The following is a 16970-nucleotide window of genomic DNA, read 5'->3' as shown; positions in this document are numbered from 1 at the left end:
TCGTGAGCGTCGGCCTGCTGCCCTTCCTGGCCTGCGGCGTGCTGATCGCCGCGGGGGTGACGCTGCTGCTGGAACGGAGCCTGGTGCGGGAGCTGGCCGGCGTGATCCTCCTCGGCAACGGCGTCAACCTGCTCATCGTCACCGCGGGCAGCACCGCGGGCAGGCCGCCCTTCACCGGGACGGCCGGCATCGCCGACCCCCTGCCGCAGGCCATGGTGCTGACCGCGATCGTCATCACCCTCGGTATGACGGCGTTCGTGCTGGCCCTGGTGCACCGGTCGTGGCAGCTGTCGGGCAGCGACGAGGTGCAGGACGACACCGAGGACCGCCGGGTGCGGCTGCGCTCCCGGCGCGGCGAGCTGAGCGCCACCGTGACGAGCCGGCAGGACGCCTACCGGCGGCTGCTCGCCGACCAGCGGGCCGAGCTGGCGCAGCTGGAGGCCGAGCAGGCAGAGCGCGGACGGCTGCAGGAGGCCGACCTGGAACGACGCATCGCCCGCGTGCACGCAGAACTGGAGGAGTGGACGGAGCGGCTGCGCGCGCAGGGCCTGACGGAGGAGGAGCTGCACCACCGTCTGGAGCAGGCCGGGCGGCGCGCGGAGCAGGCCGCCATGGACAACGAGGAACGCATCGAGCAGTTGAGGGAGGAGCACGCCCGCACGCGGAGGGAGCAGGCGGCGCGCAAGCGGGAGCTGCGCAGGAAGCTCAAGGCGCGCCAGCGGGAGGCCCGCAGGCAGATGCGGGCGGCCATCCGGGAGGAGCGCGAGCGGCAGGCGCTGGCGCAGGACCCGGAGCTCGAGGGCGAGGACTGACCGGATGGACCGCCTGATCACGCTGGAGGGCCTCGTCTGCGCGCCCGTGCTGCTGCCGCTGCTGGCCGCCGGGGTGAAGCTGGCGATCGGCGGGCGGCTGCGCCGGGTGCAGTCGTTCATCAGCCTCGGCACGCTGTGCGTGACGCTGGCGGTGTCGGTGGTGCTCCTGGTCGCCGCCGACGCGCGGGGGCCGCTCGTGACGGACCTCGGGGGCTGGCCGGAGCCGATCGCGATCTGCCTGGTCGCCGACCGGCTCTCGACGCTGGTGCTGGTGGTCTCGCAGGCGGTGACGCTGTGCGTGATGGTGTACTCGGTGGCCGACGCCTACGACCGGCAGGAGCACGACGCCCCCATGGCGATCTTCCATCCGGCGTTCCTGGTGATGGTGGCCGGGGTGAGCAACGCGTTCCTGTCGGGCGACCTGTTCAACCTGTTCGTGGCCTTCGAGCTGCTGCTGAGCGGCTCGTACGTGCTGCTGACGTTCGGCGGCACCGAGTCGCGCATCCGGGCGGGGGCCACGTACACGCTGATGGCGCTGGTGTCGTCGATGCTGTTCCTGATCGCGCTGGCCGTCACGTACGCGGCCGCGGGGACGCTGTCGCTGGCGCAGCTCGCCGTGCGGTTCGGCGGCCTGCCCGATCAGGTGAAGCTGCTGGTGGAGCTGACGCTGCTGCTGGCGTTCGCGATCAAGGCGGCGATCTTCCCGATGCAGGCGTGGCTGCCCGACTCCTACCCCACCGCGCCCGCCCCGGTGACGGCCGTGTTCGCCGGGCTGCTCACCAAGGTCGGCGTCTACTCGATCATCCGGCTGGAGGCGCTGCTGTTCCCGGGCGGGCCGGTCGCGTCGCTGCTCATGTGGGTGGCGCTGGCCACCATGCTGGTCGGCGTGCTGGGCGCGGTCGCGCAGACCGACATGAAGCGGATGCTGTCGTTCACGCTGGTCAGCCACATCGGCTACATGGTGTTCGGCGTGGCGCTGTCGACGGTGGCGGGCCTGGCGGGCGCCGTGTTCTACGTGGTGCACCACATCACCGTGCAGACGGGCCTGTTCCTGGTGGCGGGGATGGTCGAGCGGCGCGCCGGGACGACGTCGGTCAACCAGTTGGGCGGCCTGATGAAGGCGACGCCGCTGATCGCCGTGCTGTTCTTCGTGCCCGCGATGAACCTGTCCGGCATCCCGCCCATGTCGGGCTTCCTGGGCAAGCTCATGCTCGTCCAGGCCGGGCTGGCCTCCGGGGGCTGGCCGGCGGTCACGCTGGTGGCCGGGGGCCTGCTGACGAGCCTGCTCACGCTGTACGCGGTCGCCAAGACGTGGGCCAAGGCGTTCTGGCGCGCCCCTCGCGGCGAGCGCATCGGCACGGTGGTGGAGAGCGAGGAGGCCACCGGCGAGGAGCCGACCGTGACGACGGCGAAGCTGCCGGTGGCGCTGCCGCTGTCGGTCATCGCGCTGGTCGCGCTCGGGCTGGCGTTCACCGTGCTGGCGGGGCCGCTGTCGGCGCTGACGTTGCGGGCGGCCGGGGAGCTGATGGCGCGCGAGCCGTACATCTCGGCGGTTCTGGGGGAGGTGCCGTGAACCGTTGGTGGCCGGCGCCGCGGCTGCTCGGCCGGCAGGTGCCGCTCATGATGGTGGCCTGGCTGACGCTGGTGTGGGTCACCCTGTGGGGCGATCTGTCGGTGGGCAACGTGCTCGGCGGGCTCGCGACGGCGATCGTCGTGACGTGGCTGCTGCCCATGCCGGTCACGGACCCCGGCATCCGGATACGTCCCGTCGCGCTCGCCGGGTTCCTGGTGACCTTCGGGTGGGACCTGATCGTCTCGACCGCCCGGGTGGTGTTCTGGGTGGCCCACCCCGGCCAGCCGCCGTCGCAGGTCGTGCGCGTGCCGCTGCGGACGACGTCCGAAGCCATGGTGGTGCTTGTCCTCGTCGCGCTGACCACCGTCCCCGGCAGCCTCGTCCTTGAGGTGTACGAGCGGGAGCTGGTGCTGCACGTCCTCGGCCGGCCGGGTGACGTGGCCGACGACATCCGGGCGGACGTGGCGCAGGTCGAGAGGCGGATCGTGCGGGCGTTCGGCACCCGACGCGACCGGGAGGAGCTGGGATGACGGCGGTGTACGCGGTGACGGTCGGCCTGCTCGGCTGCGCGGCGGCGGCCACGCTCTACCGGCTGGGGCGCGGGCCGTCGATGCTGGACAGGGCGATGGCGCTCGACGTGCTGACGGCGCTGTCGATGTGCGGGGTCGGGACGTTCGCCGTGGCCCGCGACGACTATTCCGACCTGCCGATCCTGCTGGTGCTGTCACTGCTGGGGTTCGTGGGCGCGGTGTCGCTGGCGCGGTTCTTCTCGGGACGGTCGCGGTGAGCCCGCTCGACACGGCGGCGGCGGCCTGCCTGCTGCTGGGGGCGGCGCTGACGCTGTCGGCGAGCGTCGGGCTGCTGCGCTTCCGCGCCATGCTCGACCGGATGCACGCGGGGACGAAACCGCAGGTGGTCGGCGTGCTGCTGGTGCTGCTCGCCATGTGGCTGCACCGTCCGAGCTGGCGGTACGCCGGGCCGCTGCTGCTCGTCGCCGCCGCCCAGGTGATCACCGTCTCCGTGGCGGCGTACATGGTGGCGCGGGCGGAGTACCGCGATCAGTCGTCGCGCGACGACGACGCGCCCGCGGACTGATCCGACCGGTCGAGCGCGGGCTGCCCGAACCACGTCCACAGCGCGAGCAGCGCCAGCAGACCCGCGGTGATCGTCGCCACGGCCACGTCGAACAGGTAGTCGATCACGAACATCGTGGACGTCGTCATCGACACCGTGAGGGCCAGCGCGCCAAGGATGCCGTAGAAGTTGGAGCGGCGTACCAGCGTCTCCTTCAGTCCCTGCCGGAACAGCACGCGGTGCTGCGCGGTCGGCGCGATGTAGCAGATCGACGCGAACGCGGCGCTGCACAGCGCCGCGTAGTACAGCCACCGGTCGGCCTGGTCGAGGCGGGCGAACCCGGACGAGAACGGCACGGTCAGCAGGAACGCGAACAGCACCTGCACCCCGGTCACCGCGACGCGCGCGCCCTGGAGCAGCTCCACGAAGTTCCGGTCCGCGCGCTGCTCCTGCGACTCCCGCCGTGCCTCTTCCTGCTGTTTCACGTACGCCTCCCGCCGCGTCGAACGAGAGACTTCCTCTTCCGCGTCAAAAAGGGCTAAAACCTCGACATGAGGATCTTCGCCGGCGTGATGGGGAGTTCGCGCAGGCGGTGCCCGGTGGCGTGGAACACGGCGTTGCCGATCGCGGCGGCCGTGCCGACGATGCCGATCTCGCCGATGCCCTTGCTGCCCATCGGGTTGAGCTCCACGTCGCGCTCGTCCAGCCAGACGGCCTCCACGTCGCGCACGTCGGCGCAGGCGGGTACGTGGTACTGCGCGAGGTCGCGGCGCAGGAAGCCGCCGAACTCCTCGTCGGTCAGCGTCTCCTCCATCAGCGCCATGCCCATCCCCATCGTCATGCCGCCGATGAACTGCGACCTGGCCAGCTGCGGGTCGATGATGTGGCCGGCGGCGAAGACGCCGAGCAGGCGCGAGACGCGCACCTCGCCGGTGACGGAGCTGACCCGCACCTCGGCGAACTGGGCGCCGAACGCGTGCCTGGCGAACTGGGCGTCCCCCTCGATCTCCTCCGTGGTGTCGGCCACGCCCTCCCTGCCGTCGCTCTTGAGCTCCTCGCAGGCGCGCACGACCGCCGACCCCCACGACGCCGTGCCCATCGAGCCGCCCGCGACCGGCGCGGCCGGCAGGTCGCTGTCGCCCAGCTCCACGTGCACCTGGTCGGGGTCGACGCCGAGCGCGCCCGCCGCGATCGTGGTCAGCGCCGTACGCGCGCCCGTGCCGATGTCGGCGGCGGCCACCTGGACGAGGTAGTCGCCGTCCTCGCGCCGCACGGCCCGCGCCCGCGACGGCCGGCGCCTGGCCGGGTACGTCGAGGCCGCCACGCCGGTGCCGACCAGCCATTCCCCGTCGCGCCTGACGCCCGGCGCGGGGTCGCGCCGTTCCCATTCGAAGCGGCGCGCGCCCTCGCGCAGGCAGCCCACGAGGTCGCGGGAGCTGTACGGCAGGCCGCTGTGCGGCTCGGTGTCCGGTTCGTTGACGACGCGCAGTTCGATCGGGTCCATGCCGGCGGCGTAGGCCAGCTCGTCCATCGCCGACTCCAGCGCGTACATGCCGGGCGCCTCCCCCGGGGCGCGCATCCACGACGGCGTGGCGACGTCCAGCCGCACCAGGCGGTGCGCGGTGCGCAGCGCGGGCGTGGCGTACATGATCCGCGTCGGCGTGGCGGTCTGCTCGGCGAACTCCTCCAGCGTGGAGCTCTGCTCGTACGCGACGTGCTCCAGCGCCGTCAGCCGGCCCTCGGCGTCGGCGCCGAGCCGCAGCCGCTGGATCGTCGGCGTGCGGTAGCCGGTGACGTCGAACATCTGCTGCCGGGTCAGCACGGCCTTGACCGGGCGGCCCACCGCCCTGGCGGCCAGCGCGGCCAGCACCGCCTGCGGACGGGGCGTGCCCTTCGAGCCGAAACCGCCGCCGACGTGCCGGGACACCACCCGCACCCGGTCGGCAGGCAGGCCGAGGACGCGAGCGAGGATGTCGCGGCTCCACGTCGTGCCCTGGGCGGTGTCGTACACCAGGAGCCGGCCCTCGTCGTCCCAGCAGGCGATCGCCGCGTGCGGCTCCATGGGGTTGTTGTGCAGGACGGGCGTCGCGTACGTGACCTCGACGACGGTGGCCGCCGCGGCCAGGCCGGCCTCGACGTCGCCCTTCTCGGTGTCGGTGGGCAGCCCTGGGTTGACCGTGTCGGGCTTGTAGAGGCCCGGATGGTCGGCGCGCAGGCTCACGTCGTGGTCGTCGGGGTCGTACCCGACGCGGACGGCCGCCGCGGCGGCGCGGGCGTTGTCGAGGGTGTCGGCCACGACGGCGGCGACGAGCTGGCCGCGGTAGGCGACCTCACGGCTCTGGAACAGGGCCAGCTCCCCGCTCGCGGCCGCGGCCAGCTCGGGCGGGTCCTCGCTGGAGAGCACCGCGAGCACGCCCGGCATCGCGAGCGCCTGCGCGGCGTCCACCTGCCTGATGCGGCCCTTGGCGATCTGCGACTGCACGGGGAAGGCGTGGACGAGGCCCTCGACCGGGTACTCGGCCGCGTACGTCGCGAGCCCGGTGACCTTGACGCGCCCCTCGATACGGTTCACGATGCCAGCCCCTCGAGCGTGGAGACGATCAGGTTGCGCGTCAGCGGCACCTTGTAGGCGTTGCGCGGCAGCGGACTGGCCTGTTCGAGCTCGGCCTCGGCGGCCCGCAGGAACGCCTCGCCGGTCGCGGGCCCGCCGAGCAGGGCCTGCTCGGCGCGCTCGGCCCGCCAGGGCACGTGCGCCAGGCCGCCGAGGGCGATGCGGCAGCCGGCGACCGTGCCGTCGGCGCCGACGTCCAGCGCCGCGGCGATGGACACCAGCGCGAACGCGAACGACGCCCGCTCGCGCACCTTCCGGTACACCATCGCGCCGGGCGGCGGTGGCGGCAGCTCGACGGCGACGATGAGCTCGCCGGGCTCGAGGACGGTGTCGCGTTCCGGCTCGTCGCCGGGCAGGCGGTGCAGCCCCGGCATCGGTATGACGCGGTCGCCGCCCGTCCCCGTCACGTGGACCTCGGCCCCGAGCGCCGTCAGCGCCACCGCCATGTCGGACGGGTGGGTGGCCACGCACGCCTCGGACGCGCCCATGATCGCCAGGTTGGTGTGGTCGCCCGCGATCGCCGGGCAGCCCGAGCCCGGCCGGCGCTTGTTGCACGGCCGGGTGACGTCCTGGAAGTACGCGCACCGGGTGCGCTGCAGCAGGTTGCCGGCGACCGTGGCGACGTTGCGCACCTGCCCCGACGCCCCCGTCAGCACCGCCCTGGCCAGCATGGGGTAGCGCGCGCGGATTCCAGGGTCGGCCGCGAGGTCGCTGTTGCGCACGGTCGCGCCGATGCGGACGCGGTCGCCCGCCTGCTCGATCCGGTCGAGCGGCAGGCGGCTCACGTCCACCAGCCGGTCGGGCTCGGCCACGCCCAGCCGCATGAGGTCGACCAGGTTGGTGCCGCCGCCGAGATACATGGTGCCCGGTGCGTGGTCGCGCACGGCCTCGGCCGCGGAGTCCGCGCGGGCGTAGTCGAAGGTCTTCACCTGGCCACCTCGGAGATCGCGCTGACGATGTTGACGTACGCGCCGCACCGGCACAGGTTGCCGCTCATGCGCTCCCTGATCTCGTCGGGTGTCAGGCCGGGGTCGGTGCGGAGGTCCTCGGTGACGGCGCTCGGGCCCGGCTCGTCCAGCATCCCGGCCGCCGAGCAGAGCTGGCCAGGGGTGCAGTAGCCGCACTGGAAGGCGTCGTGCTCGATGAAGGCCGCCTGCAGGGGGTGCAGGTCGTCGCCTGACGCGAGCCCCTCGACGGTGGTGACGGCGCGGCCCTCCACCGCCACCGCCAGCGCCAGGCACGACAGGGCGCGCCGACCGTCGAGCAGGACCGTGCAGGCGCCGCACTGGCCGTGATCGCAGCCCTTCTTGGCGCCGATCAGCCCGAGTCGCTCCCGCAGCAGGTCGAGAAGCGATATCCGCGGGTCCACGTCCACCGTGCGGGCTTTCCCGTTCACCTGCAGCGTGATCTCCATGGCGCATCGCCTACCCGGGGGGCAAAAGAGGCAACCCCAGACCACGGTAAAGCGGCCGTTCCCGACATTCGTTTCGCGCCGGTACGGGCGGGTAGCCGGGCGGGCATGGGCTGGGCACCGGATGCGGAGACGGGCGAACCCGCGGCGATCCTCACGGTCAACGCGGGCTCCTCCAGCCTGCGCCTCGACCTCGTGCAGGGCGGCTGCGTGATCGACAGCGCGCGCTCCGAGCGGGCCGTCGAACCGGGTTCGGCCAGTGAGGAGCTGGCGTCGTTCCTCGGCGGGCACTTCGACCGCGACGTCCGGGCGGTGGCGCACCGCGTCGTCCACGGCGGCGACCTGCTCTCGCAGCCGGCGGTGGCCGACGACGAGACGGCGGACGCGCTGCGCGGCCTCGTCCCCCTGGCGCCGCTGCACCTGCCGCCCGCGCTCGCGCTGCTGGAGGCGGCCCGCGAGCAGCTCCCTGCCGTGCCGCACGTGATCTGCCCCGACACCGCCTTCCACGCCGGCCTGCCGGACGCGGCCGCCACGTACCCGCTGCCGCGCGAGTGGCGCGAACGGCACGGCCTGCGCCGCTACGGCTTCCACGGCCTGTCGTACGCGTGGGCCACCGACCGGGTGGCCGAGCTGCTCGGCCGTCCGGTGGACGAGCTGGAGCTCGTGCTGGCGCACCTGGGCGGCGGCTGCTCGGTGTGCGCGGTGTCGGGCGGGCGCAGCCTCGACACCTCGATGGGGTTCACGCCGCTCGACGGGCTGCCCATGAGCAGGCGCTCGGGCAGCGTCGACCCGGGGATGCTGACCTGGCTGCTGGCGCAGGGCCACCTGTCGCTGGAGGAGCTCACCGACGGCCTCGAACGCCGCTCGGGGCTGCTCGGCCTGTCGGACGGACGTTCCGGCGACACCCGCGACCTGGTCGCGGCCGAGCGGGACGGCGACGCGGCCGCCGCCCTCGCGCTGCGCGTCTTCGCCCACCGGGTCGCCAGGGAGATCGCCGCCTCCGCCACCTCGCTCGCGCGGGTCGACGCGCTCGTGTTCACCGGCGAGATCGGCTGGGACCAGCCCGAGGTGCGCGAGGCCGTGTGCCGCCGCCTCGGCCTGCTCGGCGTCCGGCCGCCGGTGCGCGGCAACCGTCCCGACGACGGGCCGGTCAGCCCGTACGACGCCGCCGTGCCCGTCCTCGTGGTGCAGGTGCGGGAGGAACTCCAGCTCGCCCGCGAATGCCTGGCGGTCCTGGCGGCGGAGGTCGTCTGACGGCCGCGCCGTTTGTCGGTGGCAGGTGGTTGGATCTCTGGTGTGGAGGCGTCGGTCGAACAGCTCGTCTACGTCCGCGAGGACGCGTACACCGTGGCGCGCATGAGCGCCGACGGCGTGCCGGCTTTCGTGGCGACCGGGCGCGCCCTCGCGGGGGTGCAGCCCGGCGAGACGCTGCGGCTGCTCGGCGACTGGAGCACCCATCCCCGGTACGGCCGCCGGTTCGCGGTCACCGAGTGCGAGCGGGTCACGCCGTCGTCGGTGCGGGCCATCCGCGTCTACCTCGGCTCGGGGCTGATCCGCGGCATCGGGCCACGGCTGGCGTACGCGATCGTCGACCACTTCGGGGAGCACACGCTCAAGGTCATCGATGCCGAGCCGGAACGGCTCACCGAGGTCGTCAACATCGGGCCGCTGCGGCAGGCGCAGATCGTGCAGGCGTGGCAGGAGCAGAAGGCCATCGCCGCGCTCATGGTGACGCTGCAGGGGCTCGGGGTGAGCCCGCTGCTGGCCACCAAGATCTACCAGGTGTTCGGCGCCGACGCCGACGAGGTGCTGGCCACCGACCCTTACCGCCTCATCGGCCGGGTCAGGGGCGTCGCGTTCCGCGTCGCCGACCGCATCGCCCTGCAGGCCGGGGTGCCCGAGCGCAGCCCGCAGCGGGTCAGGGCGGCGCTGCTCGACCGGCTGGAGGCGGCGGGCAGCCGCGACGGCCACTGCTTCGTACCGGTGCCGGCGCTGGTGCGCGAGGCCGCCGAGCTGATCGAGCAGGACCACGAGCTGGTGCGCCCGGTGGTCGACGCGCTGGCGGCCGAGCGGCGGCTGGTGCTGGAGACGTCACCCGACCGTCCCGAGCAGGTGGTGGCGTACCCGAAACACGTCCACAGTCGCGAGACGGCACTGACCGCGCAGCTCGCCGCGCTGTGCCGGGCCCGCTCGACGCTGCCGCTGCGCTCCTACGACGAAGACCCGGCGCTCCACGACGACCAGCGCGCGGCGGTCACCATGGCGCTGACGAGCACGGTGTCGATCATCACGGGTGGTCCGGGGTGCGGCAAGAGCCACACCGTCAAGGCCGTCGCGGCCACGGTGCGGGCCGCGGGGGGCTCGGTCACGCTGACCGCGCCGACCGGCAAGGCGGCCAAACGGCTGTCGGAGCTGACCGGCATGCCGGCGATGACCGTCCACCGCATGCTCGCCCAGCAGCCCGACCCCGACCCCGAGACGCTGTTCGACGAGCGGCCCTCGCAGGCCGACCTGGTCGTGGTCGACGAGGCGTCCATGCTCGACCTCCACCTCGCCACCCGGCTCACCGCCGCCGTGCGGCCCGGCAGCCACCTGCTGCTCATCGGCGACGCCGACCAGCTGCCGAGCATCGGCGCCGGCGACGTCCTGGCCGACCTGCTGCGGGTGCCGGCGATCCCGCGCGTGCACCTCACCCACGTCTTCCGGCAGGCCGACGGCAGCGGCATCGTCGACGCCGCCCACCGGGTGCGCGCCGGCCGCCTGCCCGGGCTTCCGGGCGGCGGCGGGTTCTGGTTCGAGGAGCTCGACGATCCGGCTCAGGTGGCGCGGCGGGTCGCCCACCTGGCGATGGTGGCGATCCCGCGCAAGCAGGGGGTGCCGCCCGGGCAGGTTCAGGTGCTGTGCCCGATGCGCAAGGGCGAGACGGGCGCCACCGCCCTCGGGCGGCTCATCCAGGACCAGCTCAACCCGGCCGCCGACGACAAGCCCGAGCACTGGTCGGGGGCGACGGTGTTCCGGGTGGGCGACCGGGTGATGCCCATCCGCAACAACTACGACAAGGGCGTCTTCAACGGCGAGACCGGCACGGTGACCGCGGTGGTGCGAGAGGAGCGCGCGATCGACATCCGCACCGACGACGGCGAGACGGTCCGCTACGGCTTCGACGAGCTCGACGACCTGACCCACGCCTACGCGATCAGCGTGCACCGGTCGCAGGGCAGCGAGTACCCGTTCGTGGTGGCGCCGATCGTGGCCGAGTCCGGCGGCATCATGCTGCGCCGCAAGCTCCTCTACACCCTGGTGACCCGGGCCAAGGCCTGGGTCGTCCTGGTAGGCCAACGAGAGGCCCTCGAACTGGCCGTCCACCGTCTGGGCCACCCCCGCAACACCGGCCTCCCCCGCCGCCTCACCCTCGCCCTGAGCTCCTGACCCTCAGCCGGAACCTCGCGCTTCCGACCGTCGTGCGGGTGCCGGCGGCGGGCAGGCGCGAACCCGCGGCCGGGGGGCTAGCGGTGGGTGGGGGGGAAGGTGCGGTCGTAGGTGAGGGTGAAGGTGCGTCTGACCCAGCCGGCGCCGCGCGGGTCGCCGTCCGGGTCGGGGATGACGCCGTCGAGCACGGCGTCGCGCACCGCCGCCACCTCCGCGGAACGGTCGACGCGGGCGACCACGTGGCCCGCGTCGAGGACGACCTCGACCACGCGCGCGTACCTCCAGCCGGGCGCGAACCCCATGTCGACGTGCAGGTGCTCGATGATGCCGCGTCCGGCGAGCAGCCTGCCCGAGAACGGGACGTGCACGCTCAGCGGGGCCGCGGTGTACGACCCGTCGCCGGCGTCCTCGGTGACGCTCGCGCCGAAGACGGTGGCGCCGGGTGAGATGGGACGGCCCGCCACCGTCGCGTGCTGGCCGAGCACCAGCTCCCGCAGCGTCAGGCGGTCGTCCGCGATCGAGTAGCCGCAGACGTAGCCGCGGTGGCAGCCCGTGTGGAACGGTCCCGGGAAGACGTCGTGTCCAACGGGGTCGAAAAGCGGGTCACCGTCGACGGCGGCCAGGGCGTGCGGGCTGCCGTCGATGTCGATGGTGTCCGGGATCTGCGCGGTCACCGGACCAAAATCTCATGCCGGCCCGATGCCGCGAGAAGGTTGAGACTCTTTCGTCACCTGTTGGCACTCCAGCCGTTCCACGGCACGATGGCATCAATGGACGAGCAGCGCATCACGCGCATTTCCAAGTACCTCTCCCGGCATCTCCGGCACGATCCGCAGGCCATCGGGCTCGTGCTCGACAGTGGCGGCTGGGTCGAGGTGGAGACGTTGCTGCGGGCCGCCGCCGAGGACGGCTTCCCGATCACCGAAGAGGAACTGCGGGAGGTCGTCGCCGCTGACGCCAAGCGCCGTCACGCGCTGGAGGGCGGGCGGATCCGCGCCAACCAGGGGCACAGCGTGCCCGTGGACCTCGGGCTCGCGCGGGCGGAGCCGCCCGCGGTGCTGTACCACGGCACCGTCGGACGGTTTCTCGCCGCGATCAGGGACGACGGCCTGCGGCCGATGAGCCGGCACCACGTCCATCTGTCGCCTGATCGGGAGACGGCGACGCGGGTGGGGGCGCGCCGGGGCGTCCCCGTGGTGCTGGTGGTGGCGGCCGGGAGGATGCACGCCGACGGGTACGCGTTCCGGTGCAGCGCGAACGGCGTCTGGCTGGTGGACCACGTCCCACCGCCCTACCTGCTCTTCCCCTCCTGACCTCTTCGCGCTGTCGCGGGACCTCAGGTGGTGCGGAGGTCGGTGGGGTGGTTCGCGCGGAGGGTGGTGCGGGCGGACATCAGGGCGAAGCCGAGCAGGTTGAGTCCCTGCCAGGTCGTCGGCGAGGCGGCGCGGTCGTCGCCGGCGGACAGGCCGATGCCCCACACCCGGTCGTGCGGGCTCGCCTCCACCAGCACCCGGTCGCCGGTGGACAGGAGGAAGCCGAGCAGCTCCGGCTGCTGACCGAACTTGGCGACGTTTCCCCGTACCACGATGTCGAAGCGGCGCGACTCCCACACCGCCTGGTCGAACCCGCGTACGGCGCGGCCCAGGTTCTTGGCGTCCCTCGGGTGCCCGGCCGCGAGGATCGCCGCCGCGCTCGCCTCGTCGCCGAACAGCCAGGCCTTGTGCGCCATCATGTAGTGCTCGGCGGAGGCGTACGTGTGCCCGTCCTCGCTGAAGGCGCCCGGCCACCACTGACTCAGGCACCCGGGCCCGACCCCGCCGCCACGCGCGGGCCGATGCCCCCAGAAGTAGAGGTACTTCAGCCGCCGACCGGACTTCTCGGCGGCGACGGCCTCGTCCACGGACAGGGGCAGAGCTAACTCGTCGGACATACCGACCACAGTGCCACAACCGGCCATCTCGCCGCGCGAGACGCGAGCGTCAAGAAGGCATGGTTTCCCCGTCAAGGACACGTGGGTGCTCTGGCGCTCACCGGGCCTGTTACGGTAGGCCACGCGCCCGGGGGAACGGCCGGCACCGAGCATCGGCCGAAGGCCTCACGGGAGGCGTTACCACCCCCTGAGGAGCGAGTCACCGTTGGCTGAGTACAAAGGCGACCCGGTGGTCGTCATCGGCCTGGGCCGGTTCGGCACGTCACTGGCGCTGGAGCTCACCCGGCGCGGCACCGAGGTCCTGGCCATCGACAACCGGCCCAAGATCACCCAGAGCCTGGCGGGGCAGATCACCCAGATCGCGACCGCCGACGCCACCGACATGGAGGCCCTGCGCCAGCTCGGCGTGCCCGACTTCTACCAGGCGGTGGTGGCCGTGGGCGGCGACATCGAGGCCAGCATCCTCACCACGTCGCTGCTGGTGGAGCTGGAGATCAACGACATCTGGGCCAAGGCGATCAGCACCCAGCACGGCCGCATCCTGAGCCGCATCGGGGCCCACCACGTCGTCTTCCCCGAGCACGACATGGGCGAGCGGGTGGCCCACCTGGTGAGCGGGCGCATGCTCGACTACATGCAGGTCGACGAGAACTTCGCGCTGGCGAAGACCGCGCCGCCGAAGGAGTACGTCGGCGTGCCCCTCGGCCGCTCCAACCTGCGCCGCAAGTACGGCGTCACCATCGTCGCGGTCAAGCCCCGGGGTGAGGAGTTCACGTACGCCACCGCGGAGACCGAGCTGTCCTACGGCGACGTGGTGCTCGTCTCCGGCACCACCGAGCAGATCGACCGTTTCTCCGAACTTCCGTAGCCCCGCGCCGCGCGGGCGCGTCGGCTACCGTGAAGGCGGAGGCGACAATGCGCGCACGCGATCTCGCCGTCGAGTTCCCGACGGTCACCATGGACACCCCGGCGCTGGAGGCGGCCAGATTGCTGGCCGAGCAGGATCTTCCCGGCCTCATCCTCGTCGACGGCGACGGGCGGCCGCTGTACATCCTGCCCGGCACCCAGGTGCTGCGGCTGGCGGTGCCCGCCTACTGCCGCGACGACCCGGCGCTGGCCCGGGTGGTGGACGAGGCCCACGCCGACACGTTCCTGCAGCGGCTCGGCGGGAGGACGGTCCGCGAATGCCTGCCGGAGCAGCCGCGCGAGCTGCCGGTGGCCGACTCGAAGGCCACCGTGCTGGAGCTGGCCGCGCTGATGGCGCGCACCCGCAGCCCGGTCGTCGCCGTCGTCGAGGACGACCGTCTCACCGGCGCCGTCACCCTCCAGTCGCTGGTTGATCACGCCATCTGACACCGCGTCACCGTCGCCGTCCGGACGCGAGGGGCAGCGTCGTAGGGTGGGCACATGACCACGACCGCGACACGACAGCCCGCAGCCGCCCGGCGTGCGGACGGCGACCCCGCCGCCGCGATCCTCGAGGCGGGCGCTCGGCTGCTCAGCGCCGATCCGGCGGCGAACGTCGCGGACATCGCCAGGGCCGCGGGGGTCGACGAAGGCGTCCTGCACGGCCGTTTCCCGTCGCGTGAGGCGCTGGTCGCCGCAGTGCTCGACCGTACGGTGCGCATGACCGACGAGGCGCTGGCCGACGAGGCGATCGACGCGGCGCCCGCGCCCGAGGCCATGGCCGGGTTGCTGCGCTCGTCGTGGGAGGTGCTCGACCGGCACCGCAGGCTGTTGCCGTCCGCCGACCGGTTCCTCGCCTCCGACCTGGTGCGCGAGCGGCACGAGCGCCCGCTGCGGCGGGTCGAACAGCTCCTCGCCCGGGGCCGCCGCGACGGAGACTTCCGTACGGACCTGCCGCTGCCGTGGCTCGTCACCGTGTTTTTCTCGATCATCCACAGTGCCGCCCAGGACCGGGAGGCCGGACGGCTCACGACGGACGAGGCCGAGCGGGTGCTCGTGACGACGACGCTGTCACTCCTCAGCCACCCCGCTCCCGCGGCCGTGTCCACCCACTGAGTGCCCGCGCAACCTTCCCCGCACCGAACACCGGCTACCGCACGGGACGTCGCGGGAATATTCTTCGTGGATGGCGCATGTCCCCCGGCCGCGAACAGTGACGCCCTAGATGCCGCCGCTGTCGCTGGCGCACCACTACCTGCCCGGCGTGACGGTGATCACCGTCTGTGGTGAGGTCGACGCCACCAACCGGGCCCAGTTCGAGTCCTACCTGCGCGAGGCCAGGCGCGACCCGTCGGACGCGGTGGTGTTCGACCTGGCGCGGATGCCGTTCCTCGACAGTTCGGGTCTGCACGTCCTGCTGATGACCGCGACCGACTGCCTGCGGCACGGTGGCACGGTCCACCTCGCCGCGGCGCAACGCCTGCCCGCACGGCTCTTCCAGGTGACCGGCGTGGCGGCGCACATCCCCGTGTACGACACGGTCGAGGACGCCGTCGCCGCCGCGCGTCCCCCGTTCAAACGTTCACTCTGACGCGCCGCCGCGCGCCCGACGGTCCTGGCACGAAGAGAGCCGGCGGCTCTCGCCACCGGCTCTTGTTCCATGGGACCGGAGTTACCACCACCAGTCGTCCCAGCCGCGCCATGGACCGCCCCACCACCGCCTACGGCGACGGAAGCGGCAGAAGCGGCGGCGGCGCCAGCCTCGGCCACATCCCGGGTATTCAGCCATGCTTCCTCCCCCGTTGATTGATCCCAAAAACGACGCTAGCACCCAAATCAGGACAAATCATCCAACTTTCACTCATTTCACGGAGACTTGAAGGGAGCCCTCACACGCCCACGCAAGCGCAAAAATGCTTGTATTTCGTACTAACCAGGCACAGATCATGAAATAGCGCGCTGACCATAGCCGCACCGCCCTGCGGGACACACGAGCGCGCCCGTCACACCTCGGAAGGCAAAACGACGGTCCTCTTGGGTACGGCCCCTGTCCGGGTACAAGTCAGCATTAGGCACAGATAGCCCCATTGACGCCAGCTTCTCGACCCCCACCGGGAGGCCTCCGGACGCCTCGCCACGGCGTGCTCCTGCGGACCCGGCGGCCGGTCAGGTGAACATCAGCGGCCCGTCCTGGGGATGCCGAACCCCTGGACACCGACTCACGACCTTCCCGACATGGTCAACTTTTCTTGGACGTCGCCATACGGGGTGGTTCGTGGCGTGAAGAGTCCCCCTCACCTACGTTTTCCGCTGCAGATCACTTTGTGTAACCGAAAGGGGACTCGATGTTCCGTCATACCCTGGCAAGCGGGCTCGTCCTGGCCGCCACCAGTCTCGTCATGGCCGGCGCCCCCGCGGTCGCCGACGTCTACGCCCCTTACGCGAGGGCCGGGGCGATCATCGACGCGGACGGCACGCTGAACAACGCCAAGAACATCACCTCCGCCCGCCGCGTCGCCGTGGGGTCGTACTGCGTGGAGGTCGCCGAGACGGTGAACGCGGCGAACGCGATCATCCAGCTCACCCCGCGCCACGCCCGGCGGCTGCCGCACATCGCCTACCGCAACCCGTCGGCGCTGTGCGGCCAGACCAACAACACCGTGGCGGTCCAGGTCTACAGCACCGTGACCAACCAGCTCGCCGACAGCGGCTTCGACCTGGCGATCCTCTGACCGGAGTGACCATGCAGACCATCCTTCACCGCACCGCCGGCGTGCTCGCCGGAGCGGCGGTGCTCACCGCTCCGGCCCCAGCCACCGCCGAGACGCCGTACGCGCAGGCCTCGGCGCTGATCTCCCCGTACGGATACCTGGAGAACGGCGAGAACGTCGTACGCACCTGGCGGGTCGACGAGGGCGAGTACTGCGTCGCCCTCGACCACAGCGTCAACCTGGAGGAGACGCAGGCGATCCACGCGACGGTGGTGGGCGAGTACCGCACCGCGCGCGTGCTCTCGGTCCACCTGGGCGCGCCGCGCTGCGAGGACTGGCGGGGTGGCGGCGACGTCATCGGCGTCCAGAGCAGGGACGTGTTCAACCACGGGCGCGACACCGCCTTCTACCTGACGGTCTCCTGACGCGACGGCGGGGCGCCCTGGCACCGGGGCGCTTCGCCCGGACCAACCGTGAGACAATGAAGGTCCACGACAACCCTCTCCGCCGGCC

20 protein-coding genes are annotated in these 16970 nt (G+C 72.4%); 14 read left to right on the top strand and 6 right to left on the bottom strand.

The genetic code is table 11. The annotated features are described in order from the left end of the window. The first annotated feature begins 2 nt into the window (after positions 1 to 2). Genes BLR04_RS08210 through mnhG form a run of 5 tightly spaced genes read left to right on the top strand, consistent with a single transcriptional unit; the run spans position 3 to position 3480 of the window. Complete coding sequence (locus tag BLR04_RS08210) at positions 3 to 812, top strand: Na(+)/H(+) antiporter subunit C (protein ID WP_090761316.1); 810 nt, start codon at positions 3 to 5, stop codon at positions 810 to 812. A gap of 4 nt (positions 813 to 816) precedes the next feature. Next, on the top strand, positions 817 to 2385 hold the full coding sequence (locus tag BLR04_RS08205) for a Na+/H+ antiporter subunit D (protein WP_218128763.1): 1569 nt from the start codon (positions 817 to 819) through the stop codon (positions 2383 to 2385). Then, entirely contained in the window at positions 2382 to 2915 is a 534-nt protein-coding gene (locus BLR04_RS08200) for a Na+/H+ antiporter subunit E (RefSeq protein WP_090761314.1), read from the top strand. The genes BLR04_RS08205 and BLR04_RS08200 overlap by 4 nt, the downstream gene beginning before the upstream one ends. Continuing rightward, positions 2912 to 3172, top strand: coding sequence for an MrpF/PhaF family protein (locus BLR04_RS08195; protein WP_090761312.1), 261 nt, complete (start codon positions 2912 to 2914; stop codon positions 3170 to 3172). Before BLR04_RS08200 ends, BLR04_RS08195 begins: the two co-directional genes overlap by 4 nt. Then, positions 3169 to 3480, top strand: coding sequence for a monovalent cation/H(+) antiporter subunit G (gene mnhG, locus BLR04_RS08190; protein ID WP_090761310.1), 312 nt, complete (start codon positions 3169 to 3171; stop codon positions 3478 to 3480). Before BLR04_RS08195 ends, mnhG begins: the two co-directional genes overlap by 4 nt. On the opposite strand, the gene BLR04_RS08185 is transcribed toward mnhG, so the two are convergent. From BLR04_RS08185 to BLR04_RS08170, 4 genes are read right to left on the bottom strand one after another with little or no spacing between them, the layout of a single operon-like run. Then, on the bottom strand, positions 3444 to 3944 hold the full coding sequence (locus BLR04_RS08185) for a DUF6328 family protein (protein ID WP_090761308.1): 501 nt from the start codon (positions 3942 to 3944) through the stop codon (positions 3444 to 3446). The two genes, mnhG and BLR04_RS08185, sit on opposite strands and share 37 nt — an antisense overlap. A gap of 53 nt (positions 3945 to 3997) precedes the next feature. Next, positions 3998 to 6031, bottom strand: a complete 2034-nt coding sequence (locus BLR04_RS08180) for a xanthine dehydrogenase family protein molybdopterin-binding subunit (RefSeq protein ID WP_090761306.1) — start codon at positions 6029 to 6031, stop codon at positions 3998 to 4000. After that, positions 6028 to 6999, bottom strand: a complete 972-nt coding sequence (locus BLR04_RS08175; protein ID WP_090761304.1) for an FAD binding domain-containing protein — start codon at positions 6997 to 6999, stop codon at positions 6028 to 6030. The genes BLR04_RS08180 and BLR04_RS08175 overlap by 4 nt, the downstream gene beginning before the upstream one ends. Beyond that, positions 6996 to 7484 carry a (2Fe-2S)-binding protein gene (locus BLR04_RS08170; protein ID WP_090761302.1) on the bottom strand — a complete coding sequence of 163 codons (489 nt, stop codon included), beginning with the start codon at positions 7482 to 7484 and terminating at the stop codon, positions 6996 to 6998. Before BLR04_RS08170 ends, BLR04_RS08175 begins: the two co-directional genes overlap by 4 nt. 105 nt (positions 7485 to 7589) lie before the next feature. On the opposite strand from BLR04_RS08170, the gene BLR04_RS08165 reads away from it, so the two are divergent. Both BLR04_RS08165 and recD2 read left to right on the top strand, forming a co-directional pair. Then, positions 7590 to 8735 (top strand): acetate/propionate family kinase, encoded by a 1146-nt coding sequence (locus BLR04_RS08165; RefSeq protein ID WP_090761300.1) that lies wholly within the window; start codon positions 7590 to 7592, stop codon positions 8733 to 8735. A 42-nt stretch (positions 8736 to 8777) separates the two neighbouring features. Continuing rightward, positions 8778 to 10910, top strand: coding sequence for an SF1B family DNA helicase RecD2 (gene recD2 / locus BLR04_RS08160; protein ID WP_090761298.1), 2133 nt, complete (start codon positions 8778 to 8780; stop codon positions 10908 to 10910). Positions 10911 to 10987: 77 nt separating this feature from the next. Here recD2 and BLR04_RS08155 read toward each other — a convergent pair whose 3' ends face one another. After that, the gene (locus BLR04_RS08155) at positions 10988 to 11584 is read right to left on the bottom strand and encodes a hypothetical protein (protein WP_090761296.1); all 597 of its coding nucleotides are present in this window, start codon (positions 11582 to 11584) and stop codon (positions 10988 to 10990) included. Positions 11585 to 11680: 96 nt separating this feature from the next. Between BLR04_RS08155 and BLR04_RS08150 the strand changes: the two genes are divergently transcribed. Then, a complete protein-coding gene (locus tag BLR04_RS08150; RefSeq protein WP_090761294.1) occupies positions 11681 to 12223 on the top strand; it encodes an RNA 2'-phosphotransferase in 543 nt (180 codons plus the stop codon). A 23-nt stretch (positions 12224 to 12246) separates the two neighbouring features. Here BLR04_RS08150 and BLR04_RS08145 read toward each other — a convergent pair whose 3' ends face one another. Further along, entirely contained in the window at positions 12247 to 12840 is a 594-nt protein-coding gene (locus BLR04_RS08145; protein WP_090761292.1) for a riboflavin biosynthesis intermediates N-glycosidase, read from the bottom strand. Between the two features lie 205 nt (positions 12841 to 13045). Between BLR04_RS08145 and BLR04_RS08140 the strand changes: the two genes are divergently transcribed. From BLR04_RS08140 to BLR04_RS08115, 6 genes are all read left to right on the top strand, one after another. Next, the gene (locus BLR04_RS08140) at positions 13046 to 13708 is read left to right on the top strand and encodes a potassium channel family protein (protein ID WP_176902997.1); all 663 of its coding nucleotides are present in this window, start codon (positions 13046 to 13048) and stop codon (positions 13706 to 13708) included. 47 nt (positions 13709 to 13755) lie between these two features. Then, a complete protein-coding gene (locus BLR04_RS08135; RefSeq protein ID WP_090761290.1) occupies positions 13756 to 14193 on the top strand; it encodes a CBS domain-containing protein in 438 nt (145 codons plus the stop codon). A gap of 54 nt (positions 14194 to 14247) precedes the next feature. Continuing rightward, entirely contained in the window at positions 14248 to 14862 is a 615-nt protein-coding gene (locus BLR04_RS08130) for a TetR/AcrR family transcriptional regulator (RefSeq protein ID WP_090761288.1), read from the top strand. 109 nt (positions 14863 to 14971) lie between these two features. Continuing rightward, entirely contained in the window at positions 14972 to 15337 is a 366-nt protein-coding gene (locus BLR04_RS08125; RefSeq protein ID WP_090761284.1) for an STAS domain-containing protein, read from the top strand. Between the two features lie 754 nt (positions 15338 to 16091). Then, positions 16092 to 16478 carry a hypothetical protein gene (locus tag BLR04_RS08120; RefSeq protein WP_090761282.1) on the top strand — a complete coding sequence of 129 codons (387 nt, stop codon included), beginning with the start codon at positions 16092 to 16094 and terminating at the stop codon, positions 16476 to 16478. 11 nt (positions 16479 to 16489) lie between these two features. Then, positions 16490 to 16882, top strand: a complete 393-nt coding sequence (locus tag BLR04_RS08115) for a hypothetical protein (protein WP_143021983.1) — start codon at positions 16490 to 16492, stop codon at positions 16880 to 16882. The last annotated feature ends 88 nt before the right edge of the window (positions 16883 to 16970 follow it).

The organism is Nonomuraea maritima (genome assembly GCF_900100395.1).
In the GTDB taxonomy this organism is placed as follows: domain Bacteria; phylum Actinomycetota; class Actinomycetes; order Streptosporangiales; family Streptosporangiaceae; genus Nonomuraea; species Nonomuraea maritima.
This window is presented reverse-complemented; position numbering and strand designations above follow the sequence as displayed.

Bases quoted from the DNA above. Each gene is read 5' to 3' on its own strand.
- BLR04_RS08130 (WP_090761288.1), top strand. From the start codon at position 14,248: ATGACCACGACCGCGACACGACAGCCCGCAGCCGCCCGGCGTGCGGAC.
- BLR04_RS08170 (WP_090761302.1), bottom strand. From the start codon at position 7,484: ATGGAGATCACGCTGCAGGTGAACGGGAAAGCCCGCACGGTGGACGTG.
- BLR04_RS08165 (WP_090761300.1), top strand. From the start codon at position 7,590: ATGGGCTGGGCACCGGATGCGGAGACGGGCGAACCCGCGGCGATCCTC.
- BLR04_RS08145 (WP_090761292.1), bottom strand. From the start codon at position 12,840: ATGTCCGACGAGTTAGCTCTGCCCCTGTCCGTGGACGAGGCCGTCGCC.
- BLR04_RS08115 (WP_143021983.1), top strand. From the start codon at position 16,490: ATGCAGACCATCCTTCACCGCACCGCCGGCGTGCTCGCCGGAGCGGCG.
- BLR04_RS08120 (WP_090761282.1), top strand. From the start codon at position 16,092: ATGTTCCGTCATACCCTGGCAAGCGGGCTCGTCCTGGCCGCCACCAGT.
- BLR04_RS08205 (WP_218128763.1), top strand. From the start codon at position 817: ATGGACCGCCTGATCACGCTGGAGGGCCTCGTCTGCGCGCCCGTGCTG.
- BLR04_RS08150 (WP_090761294.1), top strand. From the start codon at position 11,681: ATGGACGAGCAGCGCATCACGCGCATTTCCAAGTACCTCTCCCGGCAT.
- BLR04_RS08195 (WP_090761312.1), top strand. From the start codon at position 2,912: ATGACGGCGGTGTACGCGGTGACGGTCGGCCTGCTCGGCTGCGCGGCG.
- BLR04_RS08125 (WP_090761284.1), top strand. From the start codon at position 14,972: ATGCCGCCGCTGTCGCTGGCGCACCACTACCTGCCCGGCGTGACGGTG.
- BLR04_RS08135 (WP_090761290.1), top strand. From the start codon at position 13,756: ATGCGCGCACGCGATCTCGCCGTCGAGTTCCCGACGGTCACCATGGAC.